The 24,551-nt window shown below is 69.2% G+C and carries 22 protein-coding genes; 10 read left to right on the top strand and 12 right to left on the bottom strand.

Translation table 11 applies throughout. The features are described 5' to 3' along the window. Positions 1-2: 2 nt before the first annotated feature. Both modA and ACFXMV_RS01990 read right to left on the bottom strand, forming a co-directional pair. On the bottom strand, positions 3-800 hold the full coding sequence (modA, locus tag ACFXMV_RS01995) for a molybdate ABC transporter substrate-binding protein (RefSeq protein WP_378498459.1): 798 nt from the start codon (positions 798-800) through the stop codon (positions 3-5). Then, complete coding sequence (locus ACFXMV_RS01990) at positions 797-1,201, bottom strand: molybdopterin-binding protein (RefSeq protein WP_378498460.1); 405 nt, start codon at positions 1,199-1,201, stop codon at positions 797-799. Before ACFXMV_RS01990 ends, modA begins: the two co-directional genes overlap by 4 nt. 255 nt (positions 1,202-1,456) lie before the next feature. On the opposite strand from ACFXMV_RS01990, the gene ACFXMV_RS01985 reads away from it, so the two are divergent. Together ACFXMV_RS01985 and ACFXMV_RS01980 are read left to right on the top strand one after the other, a co-directional pair. Then, positions 1,457-3,118, top strand: coding sequence for a GMC family oxidoreductase (locus tag ACFXMV_RS01985; RefSeq protein WP_378502641.1), 1,662 nt, complete (start codon positions 1,457-1,459; stop codon positions 3,116-3,118). 34 nt (positions 3,119-3,152) lie between these two features. Continuing rightward, positions 3,153-4,652 (top strand): aldehyde dehydrogenase family protein, encoded by a 1,500-nt coding sequence (locus tag ACFXMV_RS01980; RefSeq protein WP_378502642.1) that lies wholly within the window; start codon positions 3,153-3,155, stop codon positions 4,650-4,652. A gap of 38 nt (positions 4,653-4,690) precedes the next feature. Here ACFXMV_RS01980 and ACFXMV_RS01975 read toward each other — a convergent pair whose 3' ends face one another. Continuing rightward, on the bottom strand, positions 4,691-6,205 hold the full coding sequence (locus ACFXMV_RS01975; RefSeq protein ID WP_378502643.1) for an MDR family MFS transporter: 1,515 nt from the start codon (positions 6,203-6,205) through the stop codon (positions 4,691-4,693). A gap of 232 nt (positions 6,206-6,437) precedes the next feature. On the opposite strand from ACFXMV_RS01975, the gene ACFXMV_RS01970 reads away from it, so the two are divergent. The 4 genes from ACFXMV_RS01970 to ACFXMV_RS01955 all read left to right on the top strand — a co-directional run bounded on the left by ACFXMV_RS01970 (position 6,438) and on the right by ACFXMV_RS01955 (position 10,712). Then, complete coding sequence (locus ACFXMV_RS01970; RefSeq protein WP_378499785.1) at positions 6,438-7,778, top strand: glycogen debranching protein; 1,341 nt, start codon at positions 6,438-6,440, stop codon at positions 7,776-7,778. An 83-nt stretch (positions 7,779-7,861) separates the two neighbouring features. Continuing rightward, entirely contained in the window at positions 7,862-8,602 is a 741-nt protein-coding gene (locus ACFXMV_RS01965) for a glycoside hydrolase family 25 protein (RefSeq protein ID WP_378499786.1), read from the top strand. Positions 8,603-8,653: 51 nt separating this feature from the next. Further along, positions 8,654-9,940 carry a DUF2254 domain-containing protein gene (locus ACFXMV_RS01960; RefSeq protein ID WP_378502644.1) on the top strand — a complete coding sequence of 429 codons (1,287 nt, stop codon included), beginning with the start codon at positions 8,654-8,656 and terminating at the stop codon, positions 9,938-9,940. Positions 9,941-10,109: 169 nt separating this feature from the next. Continuing rightward, on the top strand, positions 10,110-10,712 hold the full coding sequence (locus ACFXMV_RS01955; RefSeq protein WP_378499788.1) for a hypothetical protein: 603 nt from the start codon (positions 10,110-10,112) through the stop codon (positions 10,710-10,712). A gap of 91 nt (positions 10,713-10,803) precedes the next feature. On the opposite strand, the gene ACFXMV_RS01950 is transcribed toward ACFXMV_RS01955, so the two are convergent. The 6 genes from ACFXMV_RS01950 to ACFXMV_RS01925 form a co-directional block, all read right to left on the bottom strand. Next, positions 10,804-12,873, bottom strand: coding sequence for a PhoX family protein (locus tag ACFXMV_RS01950; protein ID WP_378500067.1), 2,070 nt, complete (start codon positions 12,871-12,873; stop codon positions 10,804-10,806). 117 nt (positions 12,874-12,990) lie between these two features. After that, positions 12,991-13,731, bottom strand: coding sequence for an amino acid ABC transporter ATP-binding protein (locus tag ACFXMV_RS01945; protein ID WP_378500068.1), 741 nt, complete (start codon positions 13,729-13,731; stop codon positions 12,991-12,993). Between the two features lie 2 nt (positions 13,732-13,733). After that, positions 13,734-15,539, bottom strand: coding sequence for an ABC transporter substrate-binding protein/permease (locus ACFXMV_RS01940; RefSeq protein WP_378500069.1), 1,806 nt, complete (start codon positions 15,537-15,539; stop codon positions 13,734-13,736). 62 nt (positions 15,540-15,601) lie between these two features. Continuing rightward, on the bottom strand, positions 15,602-16,396 hold the full coding sequence (locus ACFXMV_RS01935) for an LLM class F420-dependent oxidoreductase (RefSeq protein WP_378500070.1): 795 nt from the start codon (positions 16,394-16,396) through the stop codon (positions 15,602-15,604). 87 nt (positions 16,397-16,483) lie between these two features. Next, entirely contained in the window at positions 16,484-17,311 is an 828-nt protein-coding gene (locus ACFXMV_RS01930) for a class I SAM-dependent methyltransferase (protein ID WP_378500071.1), read from the bottom strand. A gap of 22 nt (positions 17,312-17,333) precedes the next feature. Further along, positions 17,334-18,545 (bottom strand): low temperature requirement protein A, encoded by a 1,212-nt coding sequence (locus tag ACFXMV_RS01925; RefSeq protein WP_378500072.1) that lies wholly within the window; start codon positions 18,543-18,545, stop codon positions 17,334-17,336. A gap of 229 nt (positions 18,546-18,774) precedes the next feature. On the opposite strand from ACFXMV_RS01925, the gene ACFXMV_RS01920 reads away from it, so the two are divergent. Together ACFXMV_RS01920 and ACFXMV_RS01915 are read left to right on the top strand one after the other, a co-directional pair. Beyond that, positions 18,775-19,410: an alpha/beta hydrolase gene (locus ACFXMV_RS01920; protein WP_378500073.1), complete on the top strand. Its 636-nt coding sequence runs from the start codon at positions 18,775-18,777 to the stop codon at positions 19,408-19,410. After that, positions 19,407-19,646 carry an alpha/beta hydrolase gene (locus ACFXMV_RS01915; protein ID WP_378500074.1) on the top strand — a complete coding sequence of 80 codons (240 nt, stop codon included), beginning with the start codon at positions 19,407-19,409 and terminating at the stop codon, positions 19,644-19,646. The genes ACFXMV_RS01920 and ACFXMV_RS01915 overlap by 4 nt, the downstream gene beginning before the upstream one ends. Positions 19,647-19,769: 123 nt before the next feature. On the opposite strand, the gene ACFXMV_RS01910 is transcribed toward ACFXMV_RS01915, so the two are convergent. The 3 genes from ACFXMV_RS01910 to ACFXMV_RS01900 form a co-directional block, all read right to left on the bottom strand. Further along, a complete protein-coding gene (locus ACFXMV_RS01910) occupies positions 19,770-20,192 on the bottom strand; it encodes a YybH family protein (protein WP_378502645.1) in 423 nt (140 codons plus the stop codon). Next, positions 20,189-20,854, bottom strand: a complete 666-nt coding sequence (locus ACFXMV_RS01905; RefSeq protein ID WP_378502130.1) for a maleylpyruvate isomerase family mycothiol-dependent enzyme — start codon at positions 20,852-20,854, stop codon at positions 20,189-20,191. The genes ACFXMV_RS01910 and ACFXMV_RS01905 overlap by 4 nt, the downstream gene beginning before the upstream one ends. Before the next feature lie 191 nt (positions 20,855-21,045). Then, positions 21,046-21,501, bottom strand: coding sequence for a hypothetical protein (locus ACFXMV_RS01900; RefSeq protein WP_378502131.1), 456 nt, complete (start codon positions 21,499-21,501; stop codon positions 21,046-21,048). Between the two features lie 187 nt (positions 21,502-21,688). Here ACFXMV_RS01900 and ACFXMV_RS01895 point away from each other — a divergent pair, with 187 nt between their 5' ends. Further along, positions 21,689-22,762 carry an ABC transporter ATP-binding protein gene (locus tag ACFXMV_RS01895; protein WP_378502132.1) on the top strand — a complete coding sequence of 358 codons (1,074 nt, stop codon included), beginning with the start codon at positions 21,689-21,691 and terminating at the stop codon, positions 22,760-22,762. Positions 22,763-23,072: 310 nt separating this feature from the next. Continuing rightward, the gene (locus ACFXMV_RS01890; RefSeq protein ID WP_378502646.1) at positions 23,073-24,344 is read left to right on the top strand and encodes an ABC transporter substrate-binding protein; all 1,272 of its coding nucleotides are present in this window, start codon (positions 23,073-23,075) and stop codon (positions 24,342-24,344) included. Positions 24,345-24,551 lie beyond the last annotated feature (207 nt).

Below are 24,551 nucleotides of genomic sequence, written 5' to 3'. Positions count from 1 at the left end.
GGTCACGGTGCGGCGAACCCCGCCCCGGCCAGCACCTGTCGACCGGTGGGCCCGACGACGAAGTCGACGAACTCGCCTGCGGTGGCGCTGTTCTCGGAGCTCTTCAGCCCGGCGATCGGATAGGTGTTCACCACGCCCGCGGACTCGGGGAACGGAACCGTGGCGACGGCGGCGCCCGCGCCCGCGGCGTCGGTGACGTAGACCAGCCCGGCGTCCGCCTGGCCGGAGGTGATCTTCCCGAGCACGTCGGTCACCGAGGACTCCTCGCTGACCGGGGTGATGTCGGTGCCGCTCGTTTCTTCGATCTTCTGGGTCGCCGCCCCGCACGGCACCTGCGGCGCGCACACGACCACCTGGGTGCCCGGGTTCGCGAGGTCGGCAAACGTCGCGATGTTCTTCGGGTTGCCGGGCGGGGTAACAATCGTGAGCGTATTGGTGGCGAAGTTCACCGGCGCATCGGCGGTGAGCCCGGCGTCGACGGCCTTGGTCATGTTCTTGGTGTCGGCCGAGGCGAACACGTCCGCGGGCGCGCCCTGGGTGAGCTGCGCGACCAGGTCGGACGAGCCGGCGAAGCTGAACTCGACGTTGGTGCCAGGGTGCTCGGCCTCGAACTTCTCACCGAGCTCGGTGAACGTCTTCTTCAGTGAGGCCGCGGCGAAGACGGTGATGTCGCCGCTGACCTGGGAGGCCGCCTCCGTCGTGGTGGCCTGCTCCGCTGTGTCGGAGTCCGAGCTCGAGCAGCCGGCGACCAGGGCGACGGCGGTCAGGGCGGCGAGTGCCGCTCCGAGTGTGCGGGTCAAGACATTCCTCCTGGGGTTTCGACGATGACGGTGGTCGCCTTGACCACCGCCACGGCGACCTTCCCGGGCTCGAGCCCGAGTTCGGCGGCCGACTCACTGCTCATCAGCGAGACGACGGTGAAGGGGCCGCACTGCATCTGCACCTCGGCCATCACCTTGTCGGCGGTCACCTTGGTGACCAGGCCGACGAGACGGTTGCGGGCGGAGCTGCCGACCCCGAGCGGGTCCGGCGGGGGCGTCGCGTGCTCGCGGGCGAAATCGGCGAGGGTCTTGCCGTCGATGACCTTGCGACCCGACTCGTCCTTCGATGCGGCGAGGCTGCCGCCGTCGATCCAGCGGCGGACGGTGTCATCGCTGACCCCGAGCAGCGCGGCTGCTTCCCTGATCCGAATCGGTGCCACTACCGTTCCTCCGGCGTTCGTCATTCTCCAGTAATCGCAAATGCGGTTCATCTACGACTCTAATTCAGCGAACGCGGATCAGCATCTCGAAAGTGACCGTATCTGCAGAGATATCCATCGATGCCGCGAGCGCCCGGCCGCGACCGGACTCGGGTTTCCGCAAAGGCTGTGGCGGTGCCGCGGTGTTCCTAGACTGGATGGCGCGGTGAGACGCCCGTCACATCGCGGCGGCACGACCGAGGTCGAGGAGCGCCCGTGGCCGGACGAACCGCGTCGGAGCAGCCTGGGTCGACGCAGGCTGGATTGAAACAAGACGTGTTCAACTACGTCATCGTCGGGGCGGGTAGCGCCGGGTGCGTGCTCGCGGCCCGGCTGACCGAGGACCCGAGTGTCTCGGTGCTGCTGCTGGAGGCGGGCGGCGAGGACGACGCCGACGAGATCAAGATCCCGGCGGCGTTCGCATCCCTGTTCAAGACCAAGTGGGACTGGAACTACGAGACCACCCCGCAAAAGCACATGGACGGCCGCCAGGCCTTCTGGCCGCGGATGAAGGCGCTCGGCGGATGCTCATCGATGAACGCGATGATCTACATCCGCGGCAACCGCGCCGACTACGACGGCTGGCGCGACGGGCACGGTGCCCAGGGTTGGGGCTATCACGAAGTGCTGCCGTATTTCATTCGGGCGGAACGCAATTCCCGGCTGGCCGGACCGGTCCACGGCACCGACGGCCCGCTGCACGTCGAGGACCGCCGGTACAACCACGAGCTCAGCGACGCATGGATGGCGGCGGCCGTCACGTCGGGACTGAAGCCCACCGACGATTTCAACGGGGGCGAGCAGGAGGGTGCGGGCCGCTACCAGGTGACCTGCCACAAGGGTCGGCGGTGGTCCACCGCCGACGCGTACCTGCGGCCGGCCCTCGACCGGCCGAACCTGACCGTTCGCACGCATGCCCAGGCGACCCGGGTGGTGTTGCGCGGCACCAGGGCGGTCGGGGTCCGGTACCTGCGCGACGGCGTCGAGTCGACGGCACACGCCTCGGTCGAGGTGATCCTGTCGGGCGGTGCGATCAACAGTCCGCAGCTGCTCCTGCTCTCGGGGATCGGTCCCGCCGAGCACCTGCGGGAGCAGGGCATCGACGTCGCGGTCGACCTGCAGGGGGTGGGCGAGAACCTGCACGACCACCCGGCCGCCGGGGTGCTCTGGCACACCCGGGGCACCACCGACCTGTCGGACTTCCAGACCCCGGCCCGGCTCGCCCAGTGGCAGCTCACCCACCGCGGCCCGTTGAGCTCCAACCTGGCCGAGGTGGGTGCGTTCTTCGCCAGCGGCGACGACCTGGCCGCGCCGGACGTGCAGCTGCACGTCGCCCCCGTCGGGTTCTACGACAACGGCCTGCGCGAAACCCCGGGGCGAATGTTCACCGTCGGGGTGACGGTGGTCGACGTGGCCAGCCGCGGCCGGTTGCGACTGCGTTCACGGGACCCGTTGTGGCGCCCGGAGATCGACCCGCGGTACTACGAGGACCCGGCGGACATGGCGGCGATGGTGACGGGTTTCCGGCGCGCCGTGGACATCGCGCGCGAGGCGCCGATCGCCCGGTTCCTCGACCGACCGTTCCTGCCCGCGCGCATCGACAACCTGTCCGACGGGGAGGTGGCCGACCACGTCCGGGCCTGGACCCAGACGCTCTACCACCCGGTCGGCACCTGCGCGATGGGGACGGGTGAGTCGGCGGTCGTGGACCCGCAGTTGCGTGTCCTCGGGGTGGAGGGGCTCCGGGTGGTGGACGCGTCGGTGATGCCCACCGTCACCCGTGGAAACACCAACGCCCCCACGATCATGATCGCCGAGAAGGCCGCGGACCTGATCCTCGGCAAACCCGCGATCGGCGGCATACCGAGACCGCGATGACCACCGCTCCGACAACCAGATTCGAGGACGCGCCATGACCACTCTCGAGACCGGCCCTACGACCAATGCGGGCGCCACCTTCGACTCCCTGGATCCGGGGACGGGTGAGGTCGTCGGTTCTTACCCCGTGCAGGGCGCGGAAGCGGTGGCGGAAACGGTCGAGCGCGCGCGGGCCGCGGCGAAGTGGTGGTCCGGGCTGAGCTTCGCCGAGCGCCGGACGCATCTGGACGCGTGGGCGGGCGTGATCACCCGCCGGATCGGCCAGCTGGCCGAGGTGATGCACGCGGAGACCGGCAAGCCGCACACCGACGCCCAGCTGGAGATCGTGCTGGCGCTCGACCACCTGGCGTGGGCAGCCAAGCATGCGTCGAAGGTGCTGGGCCGCAAGCGGGTTCCGTCCGGCATCAGCATGGTCGACCACGCCGCCACGGTGGAATACTTGCCGCGGGGGGTGATCGGGGTGATCGGGCCGTGGAACTACCCGGTGTTCACCCCGATGGGCTCGATCGCGTACGCGCTGGCGGCGGGCAACGCCGTCGTGTTCAAGCCGAGCGAGTTCACCCCCGGCGTCGGGGCGTGGCTCGTCGATGCCTTCGCGCAGGTGGTGCCGGAACATCCTGTGCTGCAATTGGTCACGGGGTTCGGGCTCACCGGCGAGGCGCTGTGTCGCGCGGGTGTCGACAAGCTCGCCTTCACCGGATCGACCGCCACCGCCAAGTTGGTGATGGCCGCCTGCGCGGACACCCTCACCCCCGTGCTCATCGAGGCGGGCGGCAAGGACGCCTTGCTGGTGGACGCGGACGCCGACCTCGACGCGGCCGCGGACGCGGCGTTGTGGGGCGGGATGGCGAACGCGGGCCAGACCTGCATCGGCACCGAGCGGGTGTACGTGCACGAGCGGGTGTTCGACCAGTTCCTGGCCAAGCTCACCGCGCTGGCCGGTACGGTCCGGGCCGGGACCGACCCCGGCGCCCAGATCGGCCCGATGACGATGCCCACCCAGTCCGCCGTGGTGCGCACGCATGTCCTCGACGCCATCGAGCGCGGCGGACGCGCCGTCGTCGGCGGTCCGGATGTGGTGGGAGACAGGCTGGTTCAGCCCACCATTCTGGTGGATGTGCCGGAGGACTCGCTCGCGGTCACCGAGGAGACGTTCGGCCCGACGCTGACCGTAGCCCGGGTGCGGGACATGGACGAGGCCGTCGAGCTGACCAACGCCTCCCGCTACGGCCTGGGCTCCGCGGTGTTCAGCAAGCGGCGCGGCGTCGAGCTCGCCCGCCGGATCCGGTCGGGGATGACGGCGGTGAACTCGGTGATCGCGTTCGCGGCGATCCCGTCGCTGCCGTTCGGCGGGGTGGGCGAGTCAGGGTTCGGCCGCATCCACGGCCAGGACGGGCTCAAGGAGTTCGCCAACGCGAAGGCCGTCGCCCGCAGGCGGATGCCCGCGTTGATGGCGCTGACCAGCTTCAGCCGCACCGCCAAGACCGACAAGATCATGGCGACGATCGCGACGCTGCGCCACGGCCGGGGGTGAAACGAACCGCCGTTCGTTTCACCCCTGCGGCTACCCCGTCAGGCCCGCTGAGCCGGTACGTCCACAGGCGCGGTGTCCGTGTGGTCTACCGGGTCGGTGGCCTGGTCCACCGCGTCCGCCGGCTTGCGGACGAAGAGGCATGCCGCGATCAGCACGAACGACAAGAGGCCTGCGACGAGGAAAACCATCCGCACACCCTCGACGATGGCCTCGGGTGAATCGGCTGGGGCGCCGGATCGCGAGGCAACAACCGTCATCACCGTGACGAACAACGCCGTACCGGCGGCACCGGCGACCTGCTGGAACGTGCCCACCACCGCGGAACCGTGCGCATAGAGATGCGGGGCAACCGATCCCAATCCCGATGTCATCAGCGGCGTGAAGGTCGCCGACAGACCGAGACAAAGCGCCATGTTCGACAGCAGCAGCCACCACAGCGAGGTCGAGGTGCTCACCGCCGTCAGCATCCACACACCGATGCTGACGAGGATCGATCCGGGGATGACCAGCACGAGCGGTCCCCGCCGGTCGTAGACGCGGCCCACGATCGGTCCGGCGAGACCCATGAGAAGGCCGCCGGGGAGGGTGATGAGACCCGTCTCGAACGGGTCGAGGTGAATCACCGACTGCGCGAAGTACGGGACGATGATGAAGGTGCCCATCATCGTGGCCATGCCGACCAGCATCGCGACCACGGCGATGGTGAACTGGCGGGAGCCGAACACGCGCAGATCCAGCAGGGCGCGATCCTCGCGCTGCAGCCTGGACTGTCGGGCGATGAAGCCGGCCATCGCGGCCGCGCCGATGAGGAACGGCACCCACACCGGGATCGTCGAGGATCCCTGCGCCGATTCGCCGATGCCGACCAGGCCGTACACGAGTCCACCGAATCCGAGAACCGCGAGTGGGACCGACACGAGGTCGATGCGGGCCGTCGTCGTCTTGGACACCGAAACGAGGAATCGAGCGCCGACGACCAGCGTCACCAACGCGAACGGGGCCACGAATCCGAAGATCCACCGCCACCCGAAGTGGTCGAGAATGAAACCCGAGACGGTGGGACCGAGGGCAGGCGCCACCGCGATCACGATCGAGATGTTGCCCATCATCGCTCCCCGGCGAGCGACCGGTACCAGCGTCATGATCGTCGTCATCAACAGCGGCAGCATGATGGCCGTCCCCGATGCCTGCACGATGCGGGCGATCAGCAGCACGCCGAAGCCGGGTGCGGCGAACGCGATGAGGGTTCCCGCCGTGAACAGCGACATGGCGAGCGTGAACAGGGTGCGGGTGGGGATGCGCTGGATGAGATAGCCGGTGAGCGGGATGATCACCGCCATCGTCAGCATGAACGCGGTCGTGAGCCACTGCCCCACGCTCGGAGGCACGCCCAATTCGACCTGTAGGACCGGGATGGCGATGGTCATCACCGTCTCGTTGAGGATCACAACGAAGGTGGCTACCAGCAGGACACCGATCACCTGGAGGTGGCGCCGTTCGATGCGGTCGCCGGCGACGACCCCATCGGTCTCGAGGCGGGTGGACTCGGTCACGGTGGACCTTTCGGATGGTGGGAACAGGGGTCACGTCGGCGACCGACGGACAGAGCGGGGGGGGTGGGACCGAACCTACTGGTCCTTCACATTGCCTGCCACTCAATTTCGGTGCCTGGTGAGACAGGAGGCGAGGCATCTGCGCACCGTCGAGCGCCACCCGGAGCGAGGACCGGTCGAGCGAATGTCACCCCGACGGGCGCTATCGGTGCCGTCGACGCAAACTAGGACGATGGCCGCCGATCCCGGATTCATCCCGACACAGCTCGCGGCCCGCGCCGCGTACCTGCTGCGCGGCAACGACCTGGGCACCATGACCAGCGCGGCGCCGCGGCTGTACCCGCACATGTGGAGCTGGGACGCCGCGTTCGTCGCGGTGGGGCTCGCGCCGCTCAGCGTCGAACGGGCGGTCGTCGAGCTGGACACGCTGCTGTCCGCGCAGTGGGGCAACGGGATGATCCCGCACATCGTGTTCGCGAACGGGGTGGACGGGTACTTTCCCGGCCCGGCCCGGTGGGCGTGCGGGGAGCTGGCGGCGACGGCGCCCGTGGCCCCGCAGACCTCCGGCATCACCCAGCCGCCGGTGCACGCGATCGCGGTGCAGCGCATCCTCGATCACTCCCGCAGGCACGGCCGTAGTACGAGGGCGGTCGCCGAGGAGTTCCTCGACCGGCGCTGGGGCGACCTGATGCGCTGGCACCGGTGGCTCGCGACCGCCCGCGACCCCAAGGACAACGGGCGGATCAGCCTCTATCACGGCTGGGAATCCGGCATGGACAACTCGCCCCGCTGGGACGCGGCCTACGCGAACGTCGTCCCGGGTTCGGTGCCGCCGTACCTGCGGGAGGACACCGCGGTCATCTCCGACCCCACGCAGCGGCCCACCAACGCCGAGTACGACCGCTACCTGTGGTTGGTCGAGGAGATGAAGCTGGCCCGGTACGACGACGCCGAGCTGGTGTCCACCATGAGCTTCGCCGTCGAGGACGTGTTCGTCAGCGCCGTGTTCTCCCTCGCCTGTGATGTGCTCGCCACCATCGGGGAGGAGCATGCGGCGCCGAAGGCGGACGTCCGGGACCTGCGGTACTGGGCCGACAAGTTCCAGCAGGGGGTCATCGCGACCACCGATCCGCGCTCGGGCGCCGCCCGGGACTTCGACCTGCGGTCGGGGCGATGGATCCCCACCGAGACGATCGCGATGTTCGCCCCGCTGCTGTGCGGCGGGCTGGGCCGCGACGCCGAACGCGCGCTGCTGCGGACCTTCGAGGGCCCGCGGTTCTGCGGGCACCCCGACCTTCGGTACGCCGTGCCGCCGTCGACCTCGCCGGTGTCAGGGGACTTCCGGTCGCGCGAATACTGGCGCGGGCCGGTGTGGCCGGTGATGACCTGGCTGTTCTCCTGGGCGTTCGCCCGCCGCGGATGGGCCGAGCGGTCGCGGCACCTGCGCGCGGAGGGCCTGCGGCAGGCTAGCGACGGCAGCTTCGCCGAGTACTACGAGCCGTTCACCGGCGAGCCGCTGGGCAGCATGCAGCAGTCCTGGACCGCCGCCTCGGTGCTGGACTGGCTCGGTTGAGCGCTCCACAGTTGCGGCGGCCGCGGTGGAAGTTCACCCGCAGTTTCATCGCCATGACTCGCATATCGGTTTAGTCTCGGGCGATGACGTCGCGCCGACACCGTGTCCGAAGCGTCACCCGACTCGCCTCGATCCTCTTTGCCGGGACCGTGGCCTTCGCGGCACCGGGAGTCGCGAGCGCGGAGCCGGTGAATGGCCCCGACGTCGCCTCCTGGCAGCATCCCGGCGGGTCGGGCATCGACTGGTTCGCGGTCCGCGCGTCCGGCCACGAGTTCGCGATGGTGAAGGCGACCGAGGGACTCTGGTACGTCAACCCGTTCTTCGTGCAGGACGGCATCGGCATGCGCGCGGCCGGGGTGGCCCGCGGCGCCTACCACTACGCCGATGTCCGGCAGTCGCCCGAGGCGCAGGCCGCGTACTTCGCGTCGACGGCCTTCCCGGTCATCGGATTCGGCGGACTCCCACCGGTGCTCGACATCGAGGACGCCAAGGGCCTGCCGCCCGCCGCGGTGATCGACTGGACGCGCCGCTACCTCAACTCCGTGCAGGCGCTCACCGGCAAGCAGCCGATCATCTACACGTACCCGAACTTCTGGCGCACAGCGATGGCGAACACCACGGAGTTCTCGAACTATCCGCTGTGGATCGCCGACTACAACGGCAGGGACCAGCCCGGCCCGCTGCCCGGCGGCTGGCGGAACTGGACGTTCTGGCAGTACACCAGCACCGGCCGGATCGCAGGCGTGAACGGCAACGTCGACCTCAACGTGTACGGCGGCGGCCTCGGAGACTTCGGCAGCTATTCCAACCCGTTCGGTTCCTGACGTCCCGGATCAACACCCGGCGAAATTGATGTCCGGGCGTACGATTCGAGGGTGCGCAGGCGCGAGGCAGCCTGGGAGTATCTACGCGGCGCGCTGTGGGTGCTACCCGCCATCGCCGTGGTGCTGGCGCTGGCCCTCGGCTCGATCCTGTCGAGCCTGAACACGCGCCCCGGCACGTGGATGCATCGGCTCGCATTCCAGGGCACCCCGGACGACGCCCGCACGCTGCTGATCGGCACCGCAGGCACGATGATCACCGTCATCGCGCTCACCCTGGGGCTCACCGTTGTGGCGCTGCAACTTTCGTCCACCCAGTTCTCGCCGCGGATCCTGCGCAACTTCCTGCGTGACCGCCCGAACCAGGTGGTGCTCAGCGTCTTCGTCGCCACCTTCGCGTACAGCATCGCCGGGCTCTACACCGTGGGCGTGTCGGCGGGCAGTCGCACCGAGGACTATCCGCGGCTCGCCGTGAGTTGGGCGATGGTGCTGTTGTTCCTCAGCCTCGGCGCGCTCGTCTACGAGATCCATCACCTGACCCATTCGCTGCAGGTCGACGAGATCATGCGCAAGGTGGAACGCAACACCCGCGAGGTGGTGCGGCACGGCCTGCTCCCGGTCTCGGCGCTGCCGCTGCCGCCGGTGCCGGATTCGGCCGCGACAGTGGTGTCCGCCCACACCGGCTATGTGCAGACCGTGCACCCCGAGCGGCTCGTCGACTGCGGGGTCACCGTCCGGATCGCGCCATGCGTGGGTGATCACATCGCGGCGGGCACCACCCCGCTTGCCTGGGTGTGGAGCGGCACCGGCCGCCCGTTCGACGTGCCCGACGTGGGCCGCGAGGTCGAGCAGGCCGTGCGGATCGGCTTCGAGCGGACCTTCGAGCAGGACGCGGCGTTCGGGCTGCGTCAACTCGTCGACGTCGCCTCAAAGGCGTTGTCCGCGGCGATCAACGACCCGTACACCGCGGTGCAGGCGATCGACCACCTCACCGCGATCATGGCGTCGCTGACCCGGCGCGAGCTCGGACCGTTGGTGCTGCCGGCGGGTCCGGCCGACAGCGTCGCGGTGCCCGCCTTCACCTACGACGACTACCTCGACCTGGTGTGCGCGCAGATTCGGCGCTTCGGGGCCCGCGAACCGTCCGTGGTGCTGGCGCTCATCCGGCTGCTGCGCGATTGCGCCGCCGCGACTCGCGACGAGGATCGGCGTGCCGCGATCGGGTTGCAGCTCCGGCTGCTGGAGGAGGACGCAACCCGCTCGATCGCTCAGCCGGCGGACCTGACCGCCGTCGCGGAAGCGTCGGCCGCCCTTCGGGTTCGGCTGACGGGCGCCCGCTGACCGACCTTCTGCTCGACGCCAATCGCGTGGGTGTGCGGTACGCAGTCGGCCGGAAACGGTTGAACCGTTCGGGCATTCGCCCCTGGTGAGCGGCAGATGTCACGTAACCTGCTACCTGCGCACTGGCGCTGGGCCGACAACGTGGAACTTAATCCAAGGGAGTCCAGATATGCAGAACGTGCTCAGTCGAACCGCAAAATCCGGAGTGCTCCTCGCAGCACTCGGTACGAGCATCATCGCCGGGCCCGCGGCAGCGGCGCCACCCACCGAACACAGCTGTCCCAGCAACCTGTTTCCCGGTTCCGACCTGAACGAACGCTACGGCGTCAGCGAACGGATCATCGGCCCGCCGGGTTGCCGAGAGGCCCTCGCGGGTGACCGGTGGGTCCGGGCGGTGCCGCCCTGGATCGCTGCGACATCAGCCGAAATCGATGCCTTCAAACAGAATTTCGTCTCGGCTCGATGGGTTACCGACGCCGGAACGCCGAAGGAGTTCGCGGTGACCGCAGGACCGGAGTCGCTGCGCGGCCCCTTCAACGCACCCGCTGGGGCACCGTTCTTTGGGCGACCGTTCATCGCGCCGGTCTCACCGGCCATCCGTCCGCTCAGCATCGGCGAACACACGAACGTCGTCTTTGTCACCATGAGTGCGGAAACCTGCAACGGGCTCGGCGTCTGCCTGCCTGCCGGTGAGTCGCAGTATGACTCGAGCCTGTCGCCCGTCCACCCGGCACCGCCGGCCGATTTCACGTTTGCCCCACCCAAGAAGTAGACCTCCGGCCCTCGGCAGCAGTGCGACGCGGACCGGAAACGTACGTCAATGCTGTGCTGACGTACGTTTCCGGGACCCTAGGCCGATCCGGTTACGTGCCGACCCGCCCGCCGCCCGACTTCCACGCCGCGACCACCGACGGCCGGGGCTGGCTGGCGCCGCCGTCCGGCCAGTGCGAGGCCGGCTGATCGGCGCTGGCACCGTCGATCTCGCCCGGGTGTTGCACACAGACGACCACGCGGGACTCGTCGATGATCGGCCCGCAGGTCTCGCCGCCCTTCGGCACGGTGAGGAACTGCTTGGTCTCGCCGCGGCGGTCGCCGTCGAGGACGACGCTGAACAGGCCGTCGTTGGACTTGAGCGCGTTGCCGTCGGTGGAGATCCACAGGTTGCCGTGCGGGTCGAACGCCAGGTTGTCGGGGCAGGAGATCGGGCTGACCTGTGCCTTGTCGAACCCACCGAAGTAGGTGTCGGCGGCGGTCGGGTCGCCGCAGACCAGCAGCAGGTTCCACGTGAAACCGGTCCCGGCGTGCTCGTCCTCGAGCTCGAGCACCTGCCCGTTCTTGTTGTTGTTGCGGGGGTTGGGCTCGTCGGCCGCGGCCTTGCCGTCCTCGCCGCGCTTGGAGTTGTTGGTCAGCGCGACGTACACCTTCCCGGTCTTCGGGTTCGGCTCGAAGTCCTCGGGACGGTCCATCTTGGTGGCGCCCACCTTGTCGCCCGCCTCTCGGGTGAACACGGCGACCTCCTCCGCGCTCATCCCGTCGACGAGGGACTCGGCCTTGCCGTCCTCGCCGGTGCGGAGCAGCGGGATCCACTCCCCCTTGCCCGCGAACCGTCCGGACGACGGCAGCGTGCCGGAGCCGTCGATCTGGTCCGGCTCGTCGCCGGTGAGCTTCGCGACGTACAGGGTGCCCGCGTCGAGAATGGTCAGGTTGTGCCGCATGCTGGCCTGGCCGTTGCCGGGCATCATCTTTCGCGCGGAGACGAACTTGTACATGTAGTCGAACCGCTCGTCGTCACCGCTGTAGGAGACCACCGTGCCGTCGTCGGTGACGTAGATGGTCGCGGCCTCGTGCTTGAACCGTCCCATCGCGGTGTGCTTGATCGGGGTGGACGCCGGATCCCACGGGTTCACCTCGACGACGTAACCGAAGCGGTTTGCCTCGTTCGGTTCCTGGGCGAGGTCGAAGCGGGAATCGAAGCGCTCCCACTTGCGCTCGCTCGCGCCACCCTCGATGCCGTACCGCTTCAGCCGGGCCGCGACGGTCGGGTCGGTCACCTGATCGGCGTTCGCGAAGTACTGGTTGAAATTCTCCTCGCCGGAAAGCACAGTGCCCCACGGTGTTACACCGCCCGCGCAGTTGTTGAGGGTGCCGACCACCCGGGTCCCGGTGGGGTCGGCGGTGGTCTTGAGGAGGTCGCTGCCCGCGGCGGGCCCGGTCACCAGGAACTCGGAGTTCGCGGTGATGCGGCGGTTGCTCGGGCCGAATTCCGGTGTGAGCCGACCTGTTCCGGCCTCGCCCTTGACCTGGACAACGGACAGACCGTGCGCGGTCACCGCGATCTGGAACTGTTCGAGGGTCGGGTTCTCGGGGTCGTAGCCGGAGAACATGAACGGCTCGGTGCTGTACTCGTGGTTGACCACCAGCAGGTAGGTGTTGGGCTTCCCCTCCACCGGTAGCAGGCCCGCGAAGTCGTTGTTGAAGCCGAACTGCATCTCCTGCGCCTGCGGGGTCTGGTTGCCGAAGTCGAACGCAGGCGCGCCGGGCAGGACCGGGTCGCCCCACCGGATCACGACGGCCTGCTCGTAGCCCTCAGGGACCACGACGGCGTCCTCGGTGTTCGGCGCGACCGCGGTGAATGCGGTGCCCGCCGGGGGCTCGCCGCCCGCAGTCGCCGTTGGGCCGCCGGTCGAGCCGGAGTCGTCGGAGCACGCCACCAGCGCGCCGCCCGCGCCGACCGCCAGCACCGCGACCGCCCCGGACTTCAGCATTCCGCGCCGCGACATCGCGGTGCGCACGATGTCGCCGAAATACTCGCCGCCGGAGGTGTTGGGCACCTCGTGCGAGCAGGCGTTGCCGCACTTGTACTGGCAGGTGATCGAGGCCCGCGATGACTTGCCGTCATGGTTGACGAACAGCGCGAGGGGCTTGAGCTTCACGTGGGTACTCCCGGTCGAAGGTGTCGAACTGGGGGCACCGTAGAAGTCGTAAGCGAGGGCAAGGGAACGGCCAAGTGAACGACCGGACAACGAGGGTGGCCTAACGTGCCGGAGGCGCTACAACACTTGGGAGAGGAAGGCCTGGAGGCGTTCGGTCTGCGGATCGTCGAACAGCGCCTCGGGCTTGCCGGTCTCCACCACCACCCCGCGGTCCATGAACAGCACGGTGTCGGAAACCGAACGGGCGAAACCCATCTCGTGGGTGACGACCACCATCGACATACCGGCCGACGCGAGGTCCGCCATCAGCGCGAGCACGCCCTTGACCAGCTCCGGGTCCAGCGCGGAGGTGGCCTCGTCGAAGAACATGATCTCGGGCTTCATCGCCAGCGCCCGGGCGATCGCGACCCGCTGCTGCTGGCCGCCGGACAGGTTGCCGGGACGCGACTGCGCCTTCTCCGCCAGGCCGACGAGTTCGAGCTGCTCGAGGGCGACGGTCCGCGCCTGATCCTTGGACAGCCCACGCAGCTTGCGGGGCCCGAGGGCGATGTTGTCGAGCACGGTGCGGTGCGGGAACAGGTTGAAGTGCTGGAACACCATCCCGATTCGCTGCCGCAGCAGGTCCGGGTTGTCGCCGAGCACCGACCGGCCGTCGAGCAGGATGTCGCCCCGCTCGGGCTCGTGCAGCCGGTTGAGCACCCGCAGCAGGGTCGACTTGCCGGAGCCGGACGGGCCGATCACGGAGGTCGTCTTGCCGGCGTCGACGTGGATGTCGACGCCGCGCAGCACCCGGTTGGCGCCGAAGGACAGGTGCAGGTCGGTGCCGGTCAGCGAGACCGAGGCGGTCGCGGTGGTCACGGTTATCCCCTCTCCACGACGATGGCTTGCTCGAGCGGGTCCAGGGTGCCGGAGGTGTCGGCCCGCCCGGTCCGCAGCCGCCGGTCGATGTAGTTGACCAGGTGGGTGAGCGGGATCGTCAGCGCCAGGTAGAACAGCCCGGCGGCCACCAGCGGCGACAGGTTCCCGGTCTGCGCGTTGAGGTCGCGCCCGACGGCGAACAGTTCCCGCTGGGTCGCCAGCAGCCCGAGGAAGTAGATCAGCGAGGAGTCCTTGATCAGCGAGATGAACTGGTTCATCAGCGCGGGCAGCACCCGGCGGATGCCCTGCGGGATCACCACCAGGGTCATCGCCCGGCGGTAGCTGAAGCCGATCGCGCGGGCCGCCTCCAGCTGTCCCGGCTCCACGCTCTGGATGCCGGAGCGGAAGATCTCGCCGATATAGGCGGCGGCGAGCAGGGCCAGCGCGGCGGCGCCGAGCCAGTAGGGGTTGTTGCCGGTCAGGCCCTTGACCACCGGTCCGACGCCGAGCCCGATGATCAGGATGATGACGACGGCGGGCAGCCCGCGGAAGACGTCGGTGTAGACCCGCGCCGGCCAGCGCAGCCAGCGGGTGCGCGAGATGCCTGCGACCGCGAGCAGCATGCCTGCGGCGGTGCCGATCACCCCCGAGGTGAGGGCGAGGATCACCGTGTTGGGCAGGCCGGTCTTGAGCAGGTCCGGGATGGCCTGCCTGTACAGGTCCCAGTCGAAGAAGGTGGCGCCCAGCTGGGCCAGCGTCGACTTCTGGACGGCCTGCGACGGCTCGGATCCCGGTGCCTCCGGCGCGGCGAGCGCGGCGAAGTCCGGCAATTCAGGGGCGGGGGCCGCCTTGCTGCCCGGTTTCCAGCCCTCGGGCAGTTCGCGGGGTACCCAGTCGGAGTACAGCGACGACCAGGTGCCGTCGGCGATGACCGCGTCCAACCCGGAGTTCAGCGCGTCGATCAGAGGCTGGTTGTCCTTGTTGACGGCCCAGCCCACAAAGTTGTTGAGGCTGAAGGTGTTCTGCACGATCGACGTCGGGTCGCCGGGCTTGATCGCGCCCTCCGCCTGCTGGGACGGGGCCACCCATGCGTCGATCTGCCCGGTCTTGAGGTTCGCGTAGGCGGTGTTGTAGTCGGGGAACTTCACCGGGTCGAGCTTCAGCGTGTTCACGACGTAGTCGTCCTGGACGGTGCCCTGCACGACGCCGATCCTGGTGCCCGCGTTCAGGTCCGAGAACCCGCGGATGGCGCTGCCGTTCGGCACCACCAGCGAGAAGTAGCCGAAGTCGTAGCCGTTGGTGAAGCCGACCGTCCGGCGCCGCTCGTCGGTGGTGGTGATCGAGGACGACCCGACGTCGAACCGGTTGGTCGCCACCTGGGAGAGCAGTCCCGCGAATTCCGTTCCTGCGAACTCGATCTGCAGCCCGAGCTTGGCGGCGACGGCCTTGAGCAGCTCGTTGTCGTATCCGGTGAAGGTGCCCGAGGAATCAACGCAGATGCTCGGCGGGGCGTCGGACAGGGTGCCGACGCTGAGCTTGCCGGGGGTGGCCAGGCCGAGCGCGCTCGTGTCGATCTGGTCCAGCGGTGTGGTGTCCGGGGTGGTGTAGCGATCCTCGGCCGCCGCGGCTGCGGCCGCGTCCAGGTTGGTCGGGGCGGCCGCGGAGCTGCCGACGCCCGGCGGGGCGCACAGGTCGGTGGCCGAGGGGGCCTCGCCGCCGCTACCGCATCCGGCCAGCGCCAGCACCAGCATCAGCACCGCCAGCAGAGCGACGGGCACCCGAGTCTTCACGCGTTGCGAGCGGACCATGCAGGGAGCCTAGCCGCGTCGGGGGCCGGGCACCGGGAACCTTTCGGTCCGGTGAGCGCCGGTCAGGCCAGGCCCTCGATCGGCTCGGGCATCAGGTCCGCGCGCCAGCGCAGCGCCTCGTGGACGGTGGACAGGTCGTAGTCGGGTCCGCCGACCCCGACCGTGAAGAGGGTGACGCCCGCGTCCAGGAAGTCCTGCGCGGACCCCGGACCGGGCCAGGCCACCGACCGCTCGATCCGCGCGGGTTCGCGGCCGACGGCCGCGCAGTGGTCGGCCAGCACCCGCGACTTGTGCTGCAGCGCGTCGAGGTCGGCGAAGCTGTGCCACACGTCGGCGTACTCGGCCACCAGGCGCAGCGTCTTGCGTTCGCCGCCGCCCCCGATCAGGATCGGGATGTGCCGGGTCGGGGCCGGGTTCAGCTTGCCCAGGCGCGCCGAGATCCGGGCCAGGTTCTCGCCGAGTAGCGCCAAACGCTTTCCTGCGGTGCCGAACTCGTAGCCGTACTCGTCGTAGTCCTTCTCGAACCAGCCGGCCCCGATGCCGAGGATGAGCCGGCCGCCGCTGATGTGGTCGACGGTGCGGGCCATGTCCGCGAGCAGGTCCGGGTTCCGGTAACCACCGCCGCTGACCAGCGCGCCGATCTGCACCCGCTCGGTCTGCTCGGCCCAGGCGCCGAGCATCGTCCAGCACTCGAAATGGGCGCCGTCGGGGTCGCCGTACAGCGGGAAGAAGTGGTCCCAGTTGAAGACGATGTCGACTCCCGCGTCCTCGGCCCGCAGCACCGCGTCACGGATCAGGCCGTAGTCGGGTGCGAGTTGCGGCTGGAGCTGAACACCGATGCGAAATCCGTGGGTCATCTGCACTCCTTGACTCGTCGAGGAAGGCCGGATCCCACCGTAGTCCGTGAGGGGCCGACCCCGCAGTTCTCCGCGAGGGTCGGGAGATCAGCGCCCTCTGACCGCACAGAGTGTGTACGACGCGGGGAGCCGCTCGGGGTTCTCGGCGAGCCGCCACTCCCCGCGCTCGTCACACACCATCGCGTCGGGCAGGGCATTCCAGGGAACGCTGTCGTGCTCGGTGAGCGCGGTGATCTCCATGCCTGCCCGGAGAAGTGCGGTCACGATCTCGCCGAGGCCGTGGTTCCACTCGTGCGTCGTGCTGGCCTGGAGCCGGATCTCCGTCTCGACGTACGTCTCCTCGTCCGTCCACACCAGCGGTTCGACCTGCTCGAAGTAGGGGTACCGCAGGGCGAGCACATCCGAGCGGGCGTCGTCGAGCGCCCACAGCACGGGATGGGCCTCGCGCAGGAACAGCCGGCCGCCCGGTCGGAGGAGCCCCGCAACCGTCTCGGCCCACCGCTCGATGCTCGGCAGCCAGCACAGCGCCCCGATTCCGGTGAACACGAGATCCTGCGACGCCGGACCGAGGATCGTCACGGCGTCGTATACGTCCGCCTCCACGAAATCGACCGGGTCCGCGGTGCGGTCGACCAGTTTGCGGGCCTCCGCCAGCGAGGCCCCGGAGAAGTCCAGCCCGGTCATCCGCGCTCCGAGCCGGGCCAGCGACACCGTGTCGGTGCCGATGTGGCACTGCAGATGCACGCCCGTCAGCCCCGAGATGTCGCCGAGCATCGGACGGTCGAACTCGACTACCGCGCTGACGAATTCGGGATCACTGACGAATCGCTCCATCGCATAGTCCGACGAGACGGCGTGCGCGGGTGCGCGTTCGTCCCAGTTCGCCTTGTTGATCTCTCGGTACTTTTCGCCCACGAGCAACACCCTAGGCGCCGCATCAGCGCCGCGTCTCGCGCCGCACGATCCGTGGCAGGCGAAGCAGCGGGAGCGGCCGGTGGGTGGTGACGATCCAGGCCTCGTATCCGTTCAGGGCGAGCAGGACCGCGAGGACGAGCGCGGCGGTGGCGAGGGCGGGCAGCAGCGGAGCCGCCACCGCGATCGCGCAGCAGGCCAGCGCGGCGGCGATCCTCTGTACGGTCGCCGACCCGAACATGCGCCACCGCGCGTAGCAGAACCCGAACAGGTACAGCGCCACGCCAGGGGCGAGCAGCAGTTCGGGCAGCGAGTGCGGCACGGACAGGGGGTAGGCGAGCAGCTTCTTCAGGCCGACGGCGATGGCGATGATCGCGGTGACGTAGATGAGGTGGGCGTAGCTGAAGACGTCCGTGACGATGCGAGCCTGCTCGGGACTGTGCTCGAGGCTGTGGCGGGCGGCGGGAGCGCCGTAGTGGAAATAGGTCCACCACAGCGCGACGATGATGACGAACGCGAGCGTGAAGGCGGCGAACGTGGGCCCGTCGAGATCCATCCCGGCGGCCTGGCCGCCGACCGCGACCACCGTCTCGCCCAACGCGATGATCAGGAACAGCCCGAACCGCTCCGGCAGGTGCGCGGTCTCGATTCGGACATGGTTCAGGCCCGCTGGCAGCACTCGCGGAGCGATCAGCTCGATCACCGCGGCCGCGGTCCACGCGGCGATCCGCCACGGCCCCTCGAGGAAGGCGCCGAGCAGGAACAGCGGCGCGGCGACGAACGCCGACACGGCGAAGGGCTCCAGCCGGACCCGAGCGGACCCGCCGGGAAGTCGGCAGGACGCGATCCACAACAGCAGGCGGAGCACGACGTATCCGGTGGCGAAGAGCAGGGCGCGCCCGTCGAACGCCCCTCCCACGGCCACCGACATCAGCAGCCCACAGCCGGCGACGCTGAAGAGCGCCACCCTGCCGAGCGCCTGATCCACAAGGCTGCCCGCCCGGTTGGCCAGCAGCGTGGTGCCGACCCACCCCCACCACAACGGCACGAACAGCAGCATCGTGCGGGCCGCCTCGCCGACGTCGTGAGCGCCCGCCAGCGCCGTGGCGATCTGCGTGACCGCGAAGACCCAGATCAGGTCGAAGAACAGCTCGGCCCATGCGACCCGCTGCTCGGGTGGGGATGCGATCGGAGCGTCGGCCACCGAATCGGCGCCGTCGAGTGCAGGTTGGTCCACGTGGTCTCCCCCATCGCCGACTGGTACGGCGACGAAGTTTAGGGCCACACATCATGGGCGGCAACGGCACTCCGGTCCGGCGAGAATATTCGGACATCGGGAAGAGTGCGCGTTCCGCCGGGGTTGGCATGGGCGATGATCGTCAGCGCGCCCGATGCTCGTGCGGGATCGGACGTGGGTCATTCAGCACGGCGCCGACCAGGCGGCCGGCGAGTGCGGGGAGGTCACGATGGACATCGAGCGTGTCGAGTTTCGGGCGGAGGACGGCACCGGCCTGGTGGGGGTCATGCGCATCCCGGCAGGCGCAACGAGGGCGGTGACCTTCACCGGCCCATTCACCGGGGTGAAGGAGCAGGTTGTCGGCACCTATGCGGAGGGGCTCGCCCGTGCCGGATTCGCCACGCTGGCCTTCGACCATCGAAATCATGGCGAATCGGGTGGCGCGATCCGCCGGCACGAGGATGCCGCCGGCAAGCTGGCCGACCTGCGCGCGGCCGTCGGCTACCTGGGCGCACGGGGATTCGGACGAATCGGGCTGACGGGCGTGTGCCTGGGCGGAGGCTACGCACTCAAGGCAGCAGCCCAGGATTCTCGGGTGGCCGCGCTGGCCTGCGTGGCCGGCGCGTACCCCGGCGCGCCGGGCAGCTTCGCGCAACGCGGCGGCGCCTACCGAGAAGCGTTGCGGGACATCTGGGACAGCGCCTGGACCGAGGACGGCCTGCCGGTGTATCAGAAGGCGGTCACCGACGACGGCGGGCAGGCGGCGATGATGGGCGCGGAGCCGTTCGAGTACTACGGCACGAAACGCTCCTACAGCCCCCACTGGGAGAACAGCGTCACCGTCGCGTCGGGTTTCAGACGATGACGATCGACACCCTCGCCGCCGCCGACCTGATCTCGCCGACGCCGCTGCTCGTGGTGCACGGCGTCACCGACGAGTTCTGCAGTCCCGAGGGCGCCCAGGCCGTGTACGACAGGGCCGGTGAGCCGAAGAAGCTCGTCTGGCTGCCCACCTCGAACCACATCGACCTGTACGACGTCCCCGAATTCGTGCAACCGGCGTTCGGCGAGCTCACCGCCTTCTTCGATGAACACTTGTGACCGGGGCAAGAAGTGTGTGCAGCGGCCCCGGGCCGGGGCTGAGGCCAGCGCCTCACCAGGTCGGCCTGCAGGGCGGCGAGTCCCGCGTGGTCGTGCCCCTATTCTGTGATCGGGTCCGGGGTGTCAGGAACTGCCCGCGTCCCCCACCGCGTCGAAGTCGGGGAACGAGTGGTGCTCGTGGGTGACCACCCAGTTGCCGTTCTCGCGGCGCAGGCCCACCGTCAGGCGCAGCCGGTTCTCGGGACGCGCGGCGAGCTCCGGCGGCAACCCGCACCGCAGCAGCGCGTGGGCGAACGCGACGTCCTCGCCCGCGGTGACGTCGAGGGAGACGATCTCGAAAGCTGCTCCCCTGGACTGCCATTCGAAGAACTGCGGCCACGTCTCCCGATAGGCGGGCAGCCCGCGGACGCCCTCGCACGGCGGTGGCACGTCGAACATCACGATGTCCTCGCTGTGGTCGGCGAGGACCCCGTGCAGATCGCCTTCGTGCACCGCGGTGGCCCACCGTTCGATCAGGCCCCGGATCTGTTCGGTGTCGGTGGTCATGACGGATCCTTTCGGATGAATCGCTGTGCCTGTTCGCCCTGCAGCCGACCCGGCGGCAGCTTCCGTCCGCAGACCGCGAGGAGAATGTCCTGCGCGAGCCCGGTGACCGGCGTGCCCGACCCGAGCACGAAATCCAGGTCGGTGGCGCGGATCTCGACACCGCGGAGGTCGGTGCCGAAGTACTTCAGGTGCTTGGGTGTCACGCCGCCCAGCACGACCCGCAGCCGGTCGGCGGGCACCCGGCGGTCGATCCCGAGCCCGGTGGTGATGTCGAGGCCGTGGATCACGTCGTGCGACAACGCCCCCTCGTAGCCGCCGCCCGGCGGCTTCCACGGATGACTCACGTTGTCGCGGAGCAACGCCGTGAGTTGCGCGGAGGTCAACTCGGCCGCGTCCTTCCTGGCCGCGCGGTCGGCCATCCGGTTGAAGCTGCCGCCCGCCCTGGCGATCCCGCCCAGCACCCGCAGCATCGAGTAGCGGTATGCCATGGTCAGGTGGGACACCACCTCGCGGACCCGCCAGCCCTCGCAGAGCGTCGACGAGTCCCAGGCCTGCTCCGGAAGGCCTGCAAGCAGGTCCGCCAGCTCCGTCCGCTCCGCCGCGATCAGCCGCCGGACCTGCGTCTGAGTCGGCTCGCCGCCGGTCGAGTCACCGCTCGTCATCGCAACCTCCGCATTCCCCCGGTGTCGGGTCGATGTAGGGGTAGACTCGGTCCGGGTCCGAAATTCATCGGTGCGCCCGCGCGCGGTCCAGGTCCGGTCGACCAGTCGGGGTTCAGTGCACCAGGTTCAGGCCCCGCGACAGGCGCACGCCACCGCCGCGATCGCGGCGGCGAGAGCCCTGCGTGCGAGGTTCACGGCACCCAGATCTGGGCCGGGGGCGGCGGCAGGTGCGGCCGGTCCGTGCGAACGGTGACCACCACTCGTCCGGATCCCGTTGCCAGGTCGCGGAATTCGGACGGCGGCGGCTGGTTCCAAGTCGCGTTGTCGGTGATCGGCACGGTGACGGATCCGGCGGCCCCGGTGTCGAGGTTTCGCCAGTTCACGCGCACGGTGGTCGAGCACGGGTGCCCGAAAGTCGGCGTCCACCTGGCGAAGCTGACCCCGAACTGGGGATTGCCCGGGCGATGGTGCCCGGTCGCGATCCCGATCCGGGCCTGTCCGTAGCAGACGTCGCCGAGGGTGTGTACCGGTCCGAGGTCGGTGGACTCGGGATGGTCGGCGGCCGCCACTGCGGCGGAACCGAGCATTCCCCCGATCAGCAGGGGCGCGGCGAGGACTGCGCGGACGAGCCAGACTCTGCCGGTCATGTGGCTTCCCTTCGTCGACGTGATGCGTCCGGGGGGTGTACCGGGTATTTCGTGTGCGACCGCTCGTGACGTTACGAAACGATCGGGTCGGACGCGGCTGGGTGGGTCCTGCGATACTGTGCCGCGCACCACCCTCAACTCGGATCGTCCGGCACGTTCCTGCCGGTGAAGGGATCGATCGACACCCATGGCGACAGTCACCTACGACTCCACCAGCTGCGTGTTCCCCGGCACCACCACGCCGGCCGTGGACAAGCTGAACCTGCACATCGAGGACGGCGAGTTCCTCGTCCTGGTCGGCCCGTCCGGCTGCGGCAAGTCCACCTCGCTGCGCATGCTCGCGGGGCTGGAGGAGGTCGACTCCGGCCGCATCCTGATCGGCAACAAGGACGTCACCGGCGCCGAGCCGAAGGATCGGGACATCGCGATGGTGTTCCAGAACTACGCGCTCTACCCGCACATGTCGGTCGCGGAGAACATGGGCTTCGCGCTGAAGCTGGCGGGCACCCCGAAGGCGGAGATCCGCCAGCGGGTGGAGGAGACCGCGAAGCTGCTCGACCTGTCGCAGTACCTCGACCGCAAGCCGAAGGCGCTCTCCGGCGGCCAGCGTCAGCGCGTCGCGATGGGCCGCGCCATCGTGCGCCAGCCGCAGGTGTTCCTGATGGACGAGCCGCTGTCCAACCTGGACGCGAAGCTGCGCGTGCAGACCCGCACCCAGATCGCGCAGCTGCAGCGTCGACTCGGCACCACCACCGTCTACGTCACGCACGACCAGGTCGAGGCGATGACGATGGGCGACCGGGTGGCGGTGCTCAAGGACGGGCTGCTGCAACAGTGCGCGTCGCCGCGTGAGCTGTACTCCCGGCCCGCCAACATGTTCGTGGCCGGCTTCATGGGCTCGCCGTCGATGAACCTGTTCACCCTCCCCATCGCCGACGGCGGCGTGCTGTTCGGCGACACCGTGATCCCGGTGCCGCGCGACGCCCTCGCCCAGGCGAACGAGCGTGAGGTGGTGCTCGGCATCCGGCCCGAGCACCTGGAGCTGTCCGGCCGGGGCATCCCGATGGAGGTGGACGTTGTCGAGGAGCTCGGCTCGGATGCCTACATCTACGGCCGCACCACCCTGGCTGGCGCCCCGCACGAGGTCGTCGCCCGGGCCGACTGGCGCAACCCGCCGCAGAAGGGCCAGCAGGTCCGGCTGCACGTCGACCCGGCCGAGCTGCACCTGTTCTCCGCTGCGGACGGCCGCAGGCTCGGCTAAGGGCGTGTCTCCCAATCCCCATTTCGGCGCCCCTGGCGTCCAATCGCCGCCCAGCGGCGTTGTCGTCGTCGCCGATACAACAGCGGTATCGGCTCCTCCTCCGCCTTGCCGGACGACGATTGTCTTGCCAGGTGCATCCGAGAGGGATTAAGAGACACGCCCTAGTTCCTGAACGATTCAGGTTCGACGTAATGTCACGTTTCGGCGGTGTTCCGTGCCACAGTAGGCAACGACACGGGCACCGGCGTCGCGCGTTTCGTGCTGCGACGGATTGACCGATCCGATCCACCGACTACCGGGGAGATACTCCATGGTTCTGAATACGAAGGCGGTCCGCCGTGCGGCGGTCGCGGCAACCGCCGCATCGCTGCTCGCGATCACCGGTTGTTCGAGCGACAGCGGCTCCGGCGACGCCTCGGGTGAGAACACCGGCGGCCGTGGCCCGATCTCGTTCGCGATGGGCAAGAACGACACCGACAAGCTGACCCCGGTCATCGCGAGCTGGAACGCCGCGCACCCGGACGAGAAGGTCGAGCTCAAGGAGCTCCCCGGCGAGGCCGACGACCAGCGCGACAAGCTGGTCCAGTCGCTGCAGGCAGGCAACTCCGACTACGACGTGATGGCGCTCGACGTCACCTGGACCGCCGAGTTCGCCGCCAACGGCTGGCTGCAGCCGCTCGAGGGTGACCTGGCGATCGAGACCTCCGGCCTGCTGCCCGCGACCGTCGCCAGCGCGACCTACCACGACAAGCTGTACGCGGCCCCGCAGAACACCAACGCGCAGCTGCTCTACTACCGCACCGACCTGGCGCCGACGGCCCCCGCGAACTGGCAGGCGCTGACCGACAGCTGCGCGGCCGCCACCGCGAAGTCGGTGGACTGCCTGGTCACCCAGCTCAAGCAGTACGAAGGTCTGACCGTCAACACCACCCAGGCGATCAACTCCTGGGGCGGCGCGGTCGTCGGCGCCGACGGCCAGACCCCCGAGGTCGAGTCGCCCGAGGCGAAGGCCGGCCTGAAGTCGCTCGTCGACGCCTACGAGAAGGGCCAGATCGCGAAGCGTTCCACCGGCTTCACCGAGGAGGAGACCAACCTCGCGTTCGTCGGTGGCGAGTCCATGTACGCCTACAACTGGCCGTACATGTACACCAACGCCGAGAAGGACAGCTCCAAGGTGAAGGGCAACGTCGCGGTCGCGCCGATCGTCGGCCCCGCCGGCCCCGGCGCGTCCACCCTGGGCGGCTACAACAACGGCATCAACGTGAACTCGAAGAGCAAGCAGACCGCTCGCGACTTCGTCGAGTTCGTGCAGAACCCGGAGAACCAGCAGGCCTTCGCGGACGCCTCGTTCCCGCCGGTCCTCGCGTCCGTGTACGACGACGCCGCGCTGATCGCCAAGTACCCGTACCTGCCTGCGCTCAAGGCCGCTCTGGAGAACGCGGTGCCGCGTCCGGTCACGCCGTTCTACAACGCCGTCACCAAGGCGATCCAGGACAACGCGTACGCCGCGATCACCGGTAAGAAGAGCGTCGACCAGGCGACCGCGGACATGTCCGCGGCGATCACGGCCGCGTCCAAGTAACGGCCGCGTCCGAGTAAGACCAGAAGGCCCGGACCCGGCTCGGGCCCTGGCAGATCGAATCACGAAGAGAACCAGGTACACCAACGATGGCTGACTCTGCTGAGCCACGGCAGGCAGACGAGGCCCGCGTCGGGGGGGGGGGGGGGCCCGCCGCCCGCCGCCGGCGCGGCGCGCCCGCGGGGGGGGGGAAAGACGCGGGGGGGGGGC

It is taken from the genome of Rhodococcus sp. NPDC059179 (genome assembly GCF_042754885.1).
In the GTDB taxonomy this organism is placed as follows: Bacteria; Actinomycetota; Actinomycetes; order Mycobacteriales; family Mycobacteriaceae; genus Rhodococcus_G.
Note: the sequence above shows the minus strand (reverse complement) of the source record. Positions and strands in the feature narration are given on the sequence as shown.

Bases quoted from the DNA above. Each gene is read 5' to 3' on its own strand.
- ACFXMV_RS01980 (WP_378502642.1), top strand. From the start codon at position 3,153: ATGACCACTCTCGAGACCGGCCCTACGACCAATGCGGGCGCCACCTTC.
- ACFXMV_RS01970 (WP_378499785.1), top strand. From the start codon at position 6,438: ATGGCCGCCGATCCCGGATTCATCCCGACACAGCTCGCGGCCCGCGCC.
- ACFXMV_RS01965 (WP_378499786.1), top strand. From the start codon at position 7,862: ATGACGTCGCGCCGACACCGTGTCCGAAGCGTCACCCGACTCGCCTCG.
- ACFXMV_RS01955 (WP_378499788.1), top strand. From the start codon at position 10,110: ATGCAGAACGTGCTCAGTCGAACCGCAAAATCCGGAGTGCTCCTCGCA.
- ACFXMV_RS01940 (WP_378500069.1), bottom strand. From the start codon at position 15,539: ATGGTCCGCTCGCAACGCGTGAAGACTCGGGTGCCCGTCGCTCTGCTG.
- ACFXMV_RS01935 (WP_378500070.1), bottom strand. From the start codon at position 16,396: ATGACCCACGGATTTCGCATCGGTGTTCAGCTCCAGCCGCAACTCGCA.
- ACFXMV_RS01920 (WP_378500073.1), top strand. From the start codon at position 18,775: ATGGACATCGAGCGTGTCGAGTTTCGGGCGGAGGACGGCACCGGCCTG.
- ACFXMV_RS01915 (WP_378500074.1), top strand. From the start codon at position 19,407: ATGACGATCGACACCCTCGCCGCCGCCGACCTGATCTCGCCGACGCCG.
- ACFXMV_RS01910 (WP_378502645.1), bottom strand. From the start codon at position 20,192: ATGACCACCGACACCGAACAGATCCGGGGCCTGATCGAACGGTGGGCC.
- ACFXMV_RS01905 (WP_378502130.1), bottom strand. From the start codon at position 20,854: ATGACGAGCGGTGACTCGACCGGCGGCGAGCCGACTCAGACGCAGGTC.
- ACFXMV_RS01900 (WP_378502131.1), bottom strand. From the start codon at position 21,501: ATGACCGGCAGAGTCTGGCTCGTCCGCGCAGTCCTCGCCGCGCCCCTG.
- ACFXMV_RS01895 (WP_378502132.1), top strand. From the start codon at position 21,689: ATGGCGACAGTCACCTACGACTCCACCAGCTGCGTGTTCCCCGGCACC.
- ACFXMV_RS01890 (WP_378502646.1), top strand. From the start codon at position 23,073: ATGGTTCTGAATACGAAGGCGGTCCGCCGTGCGGCGGTCGCGGCAACC.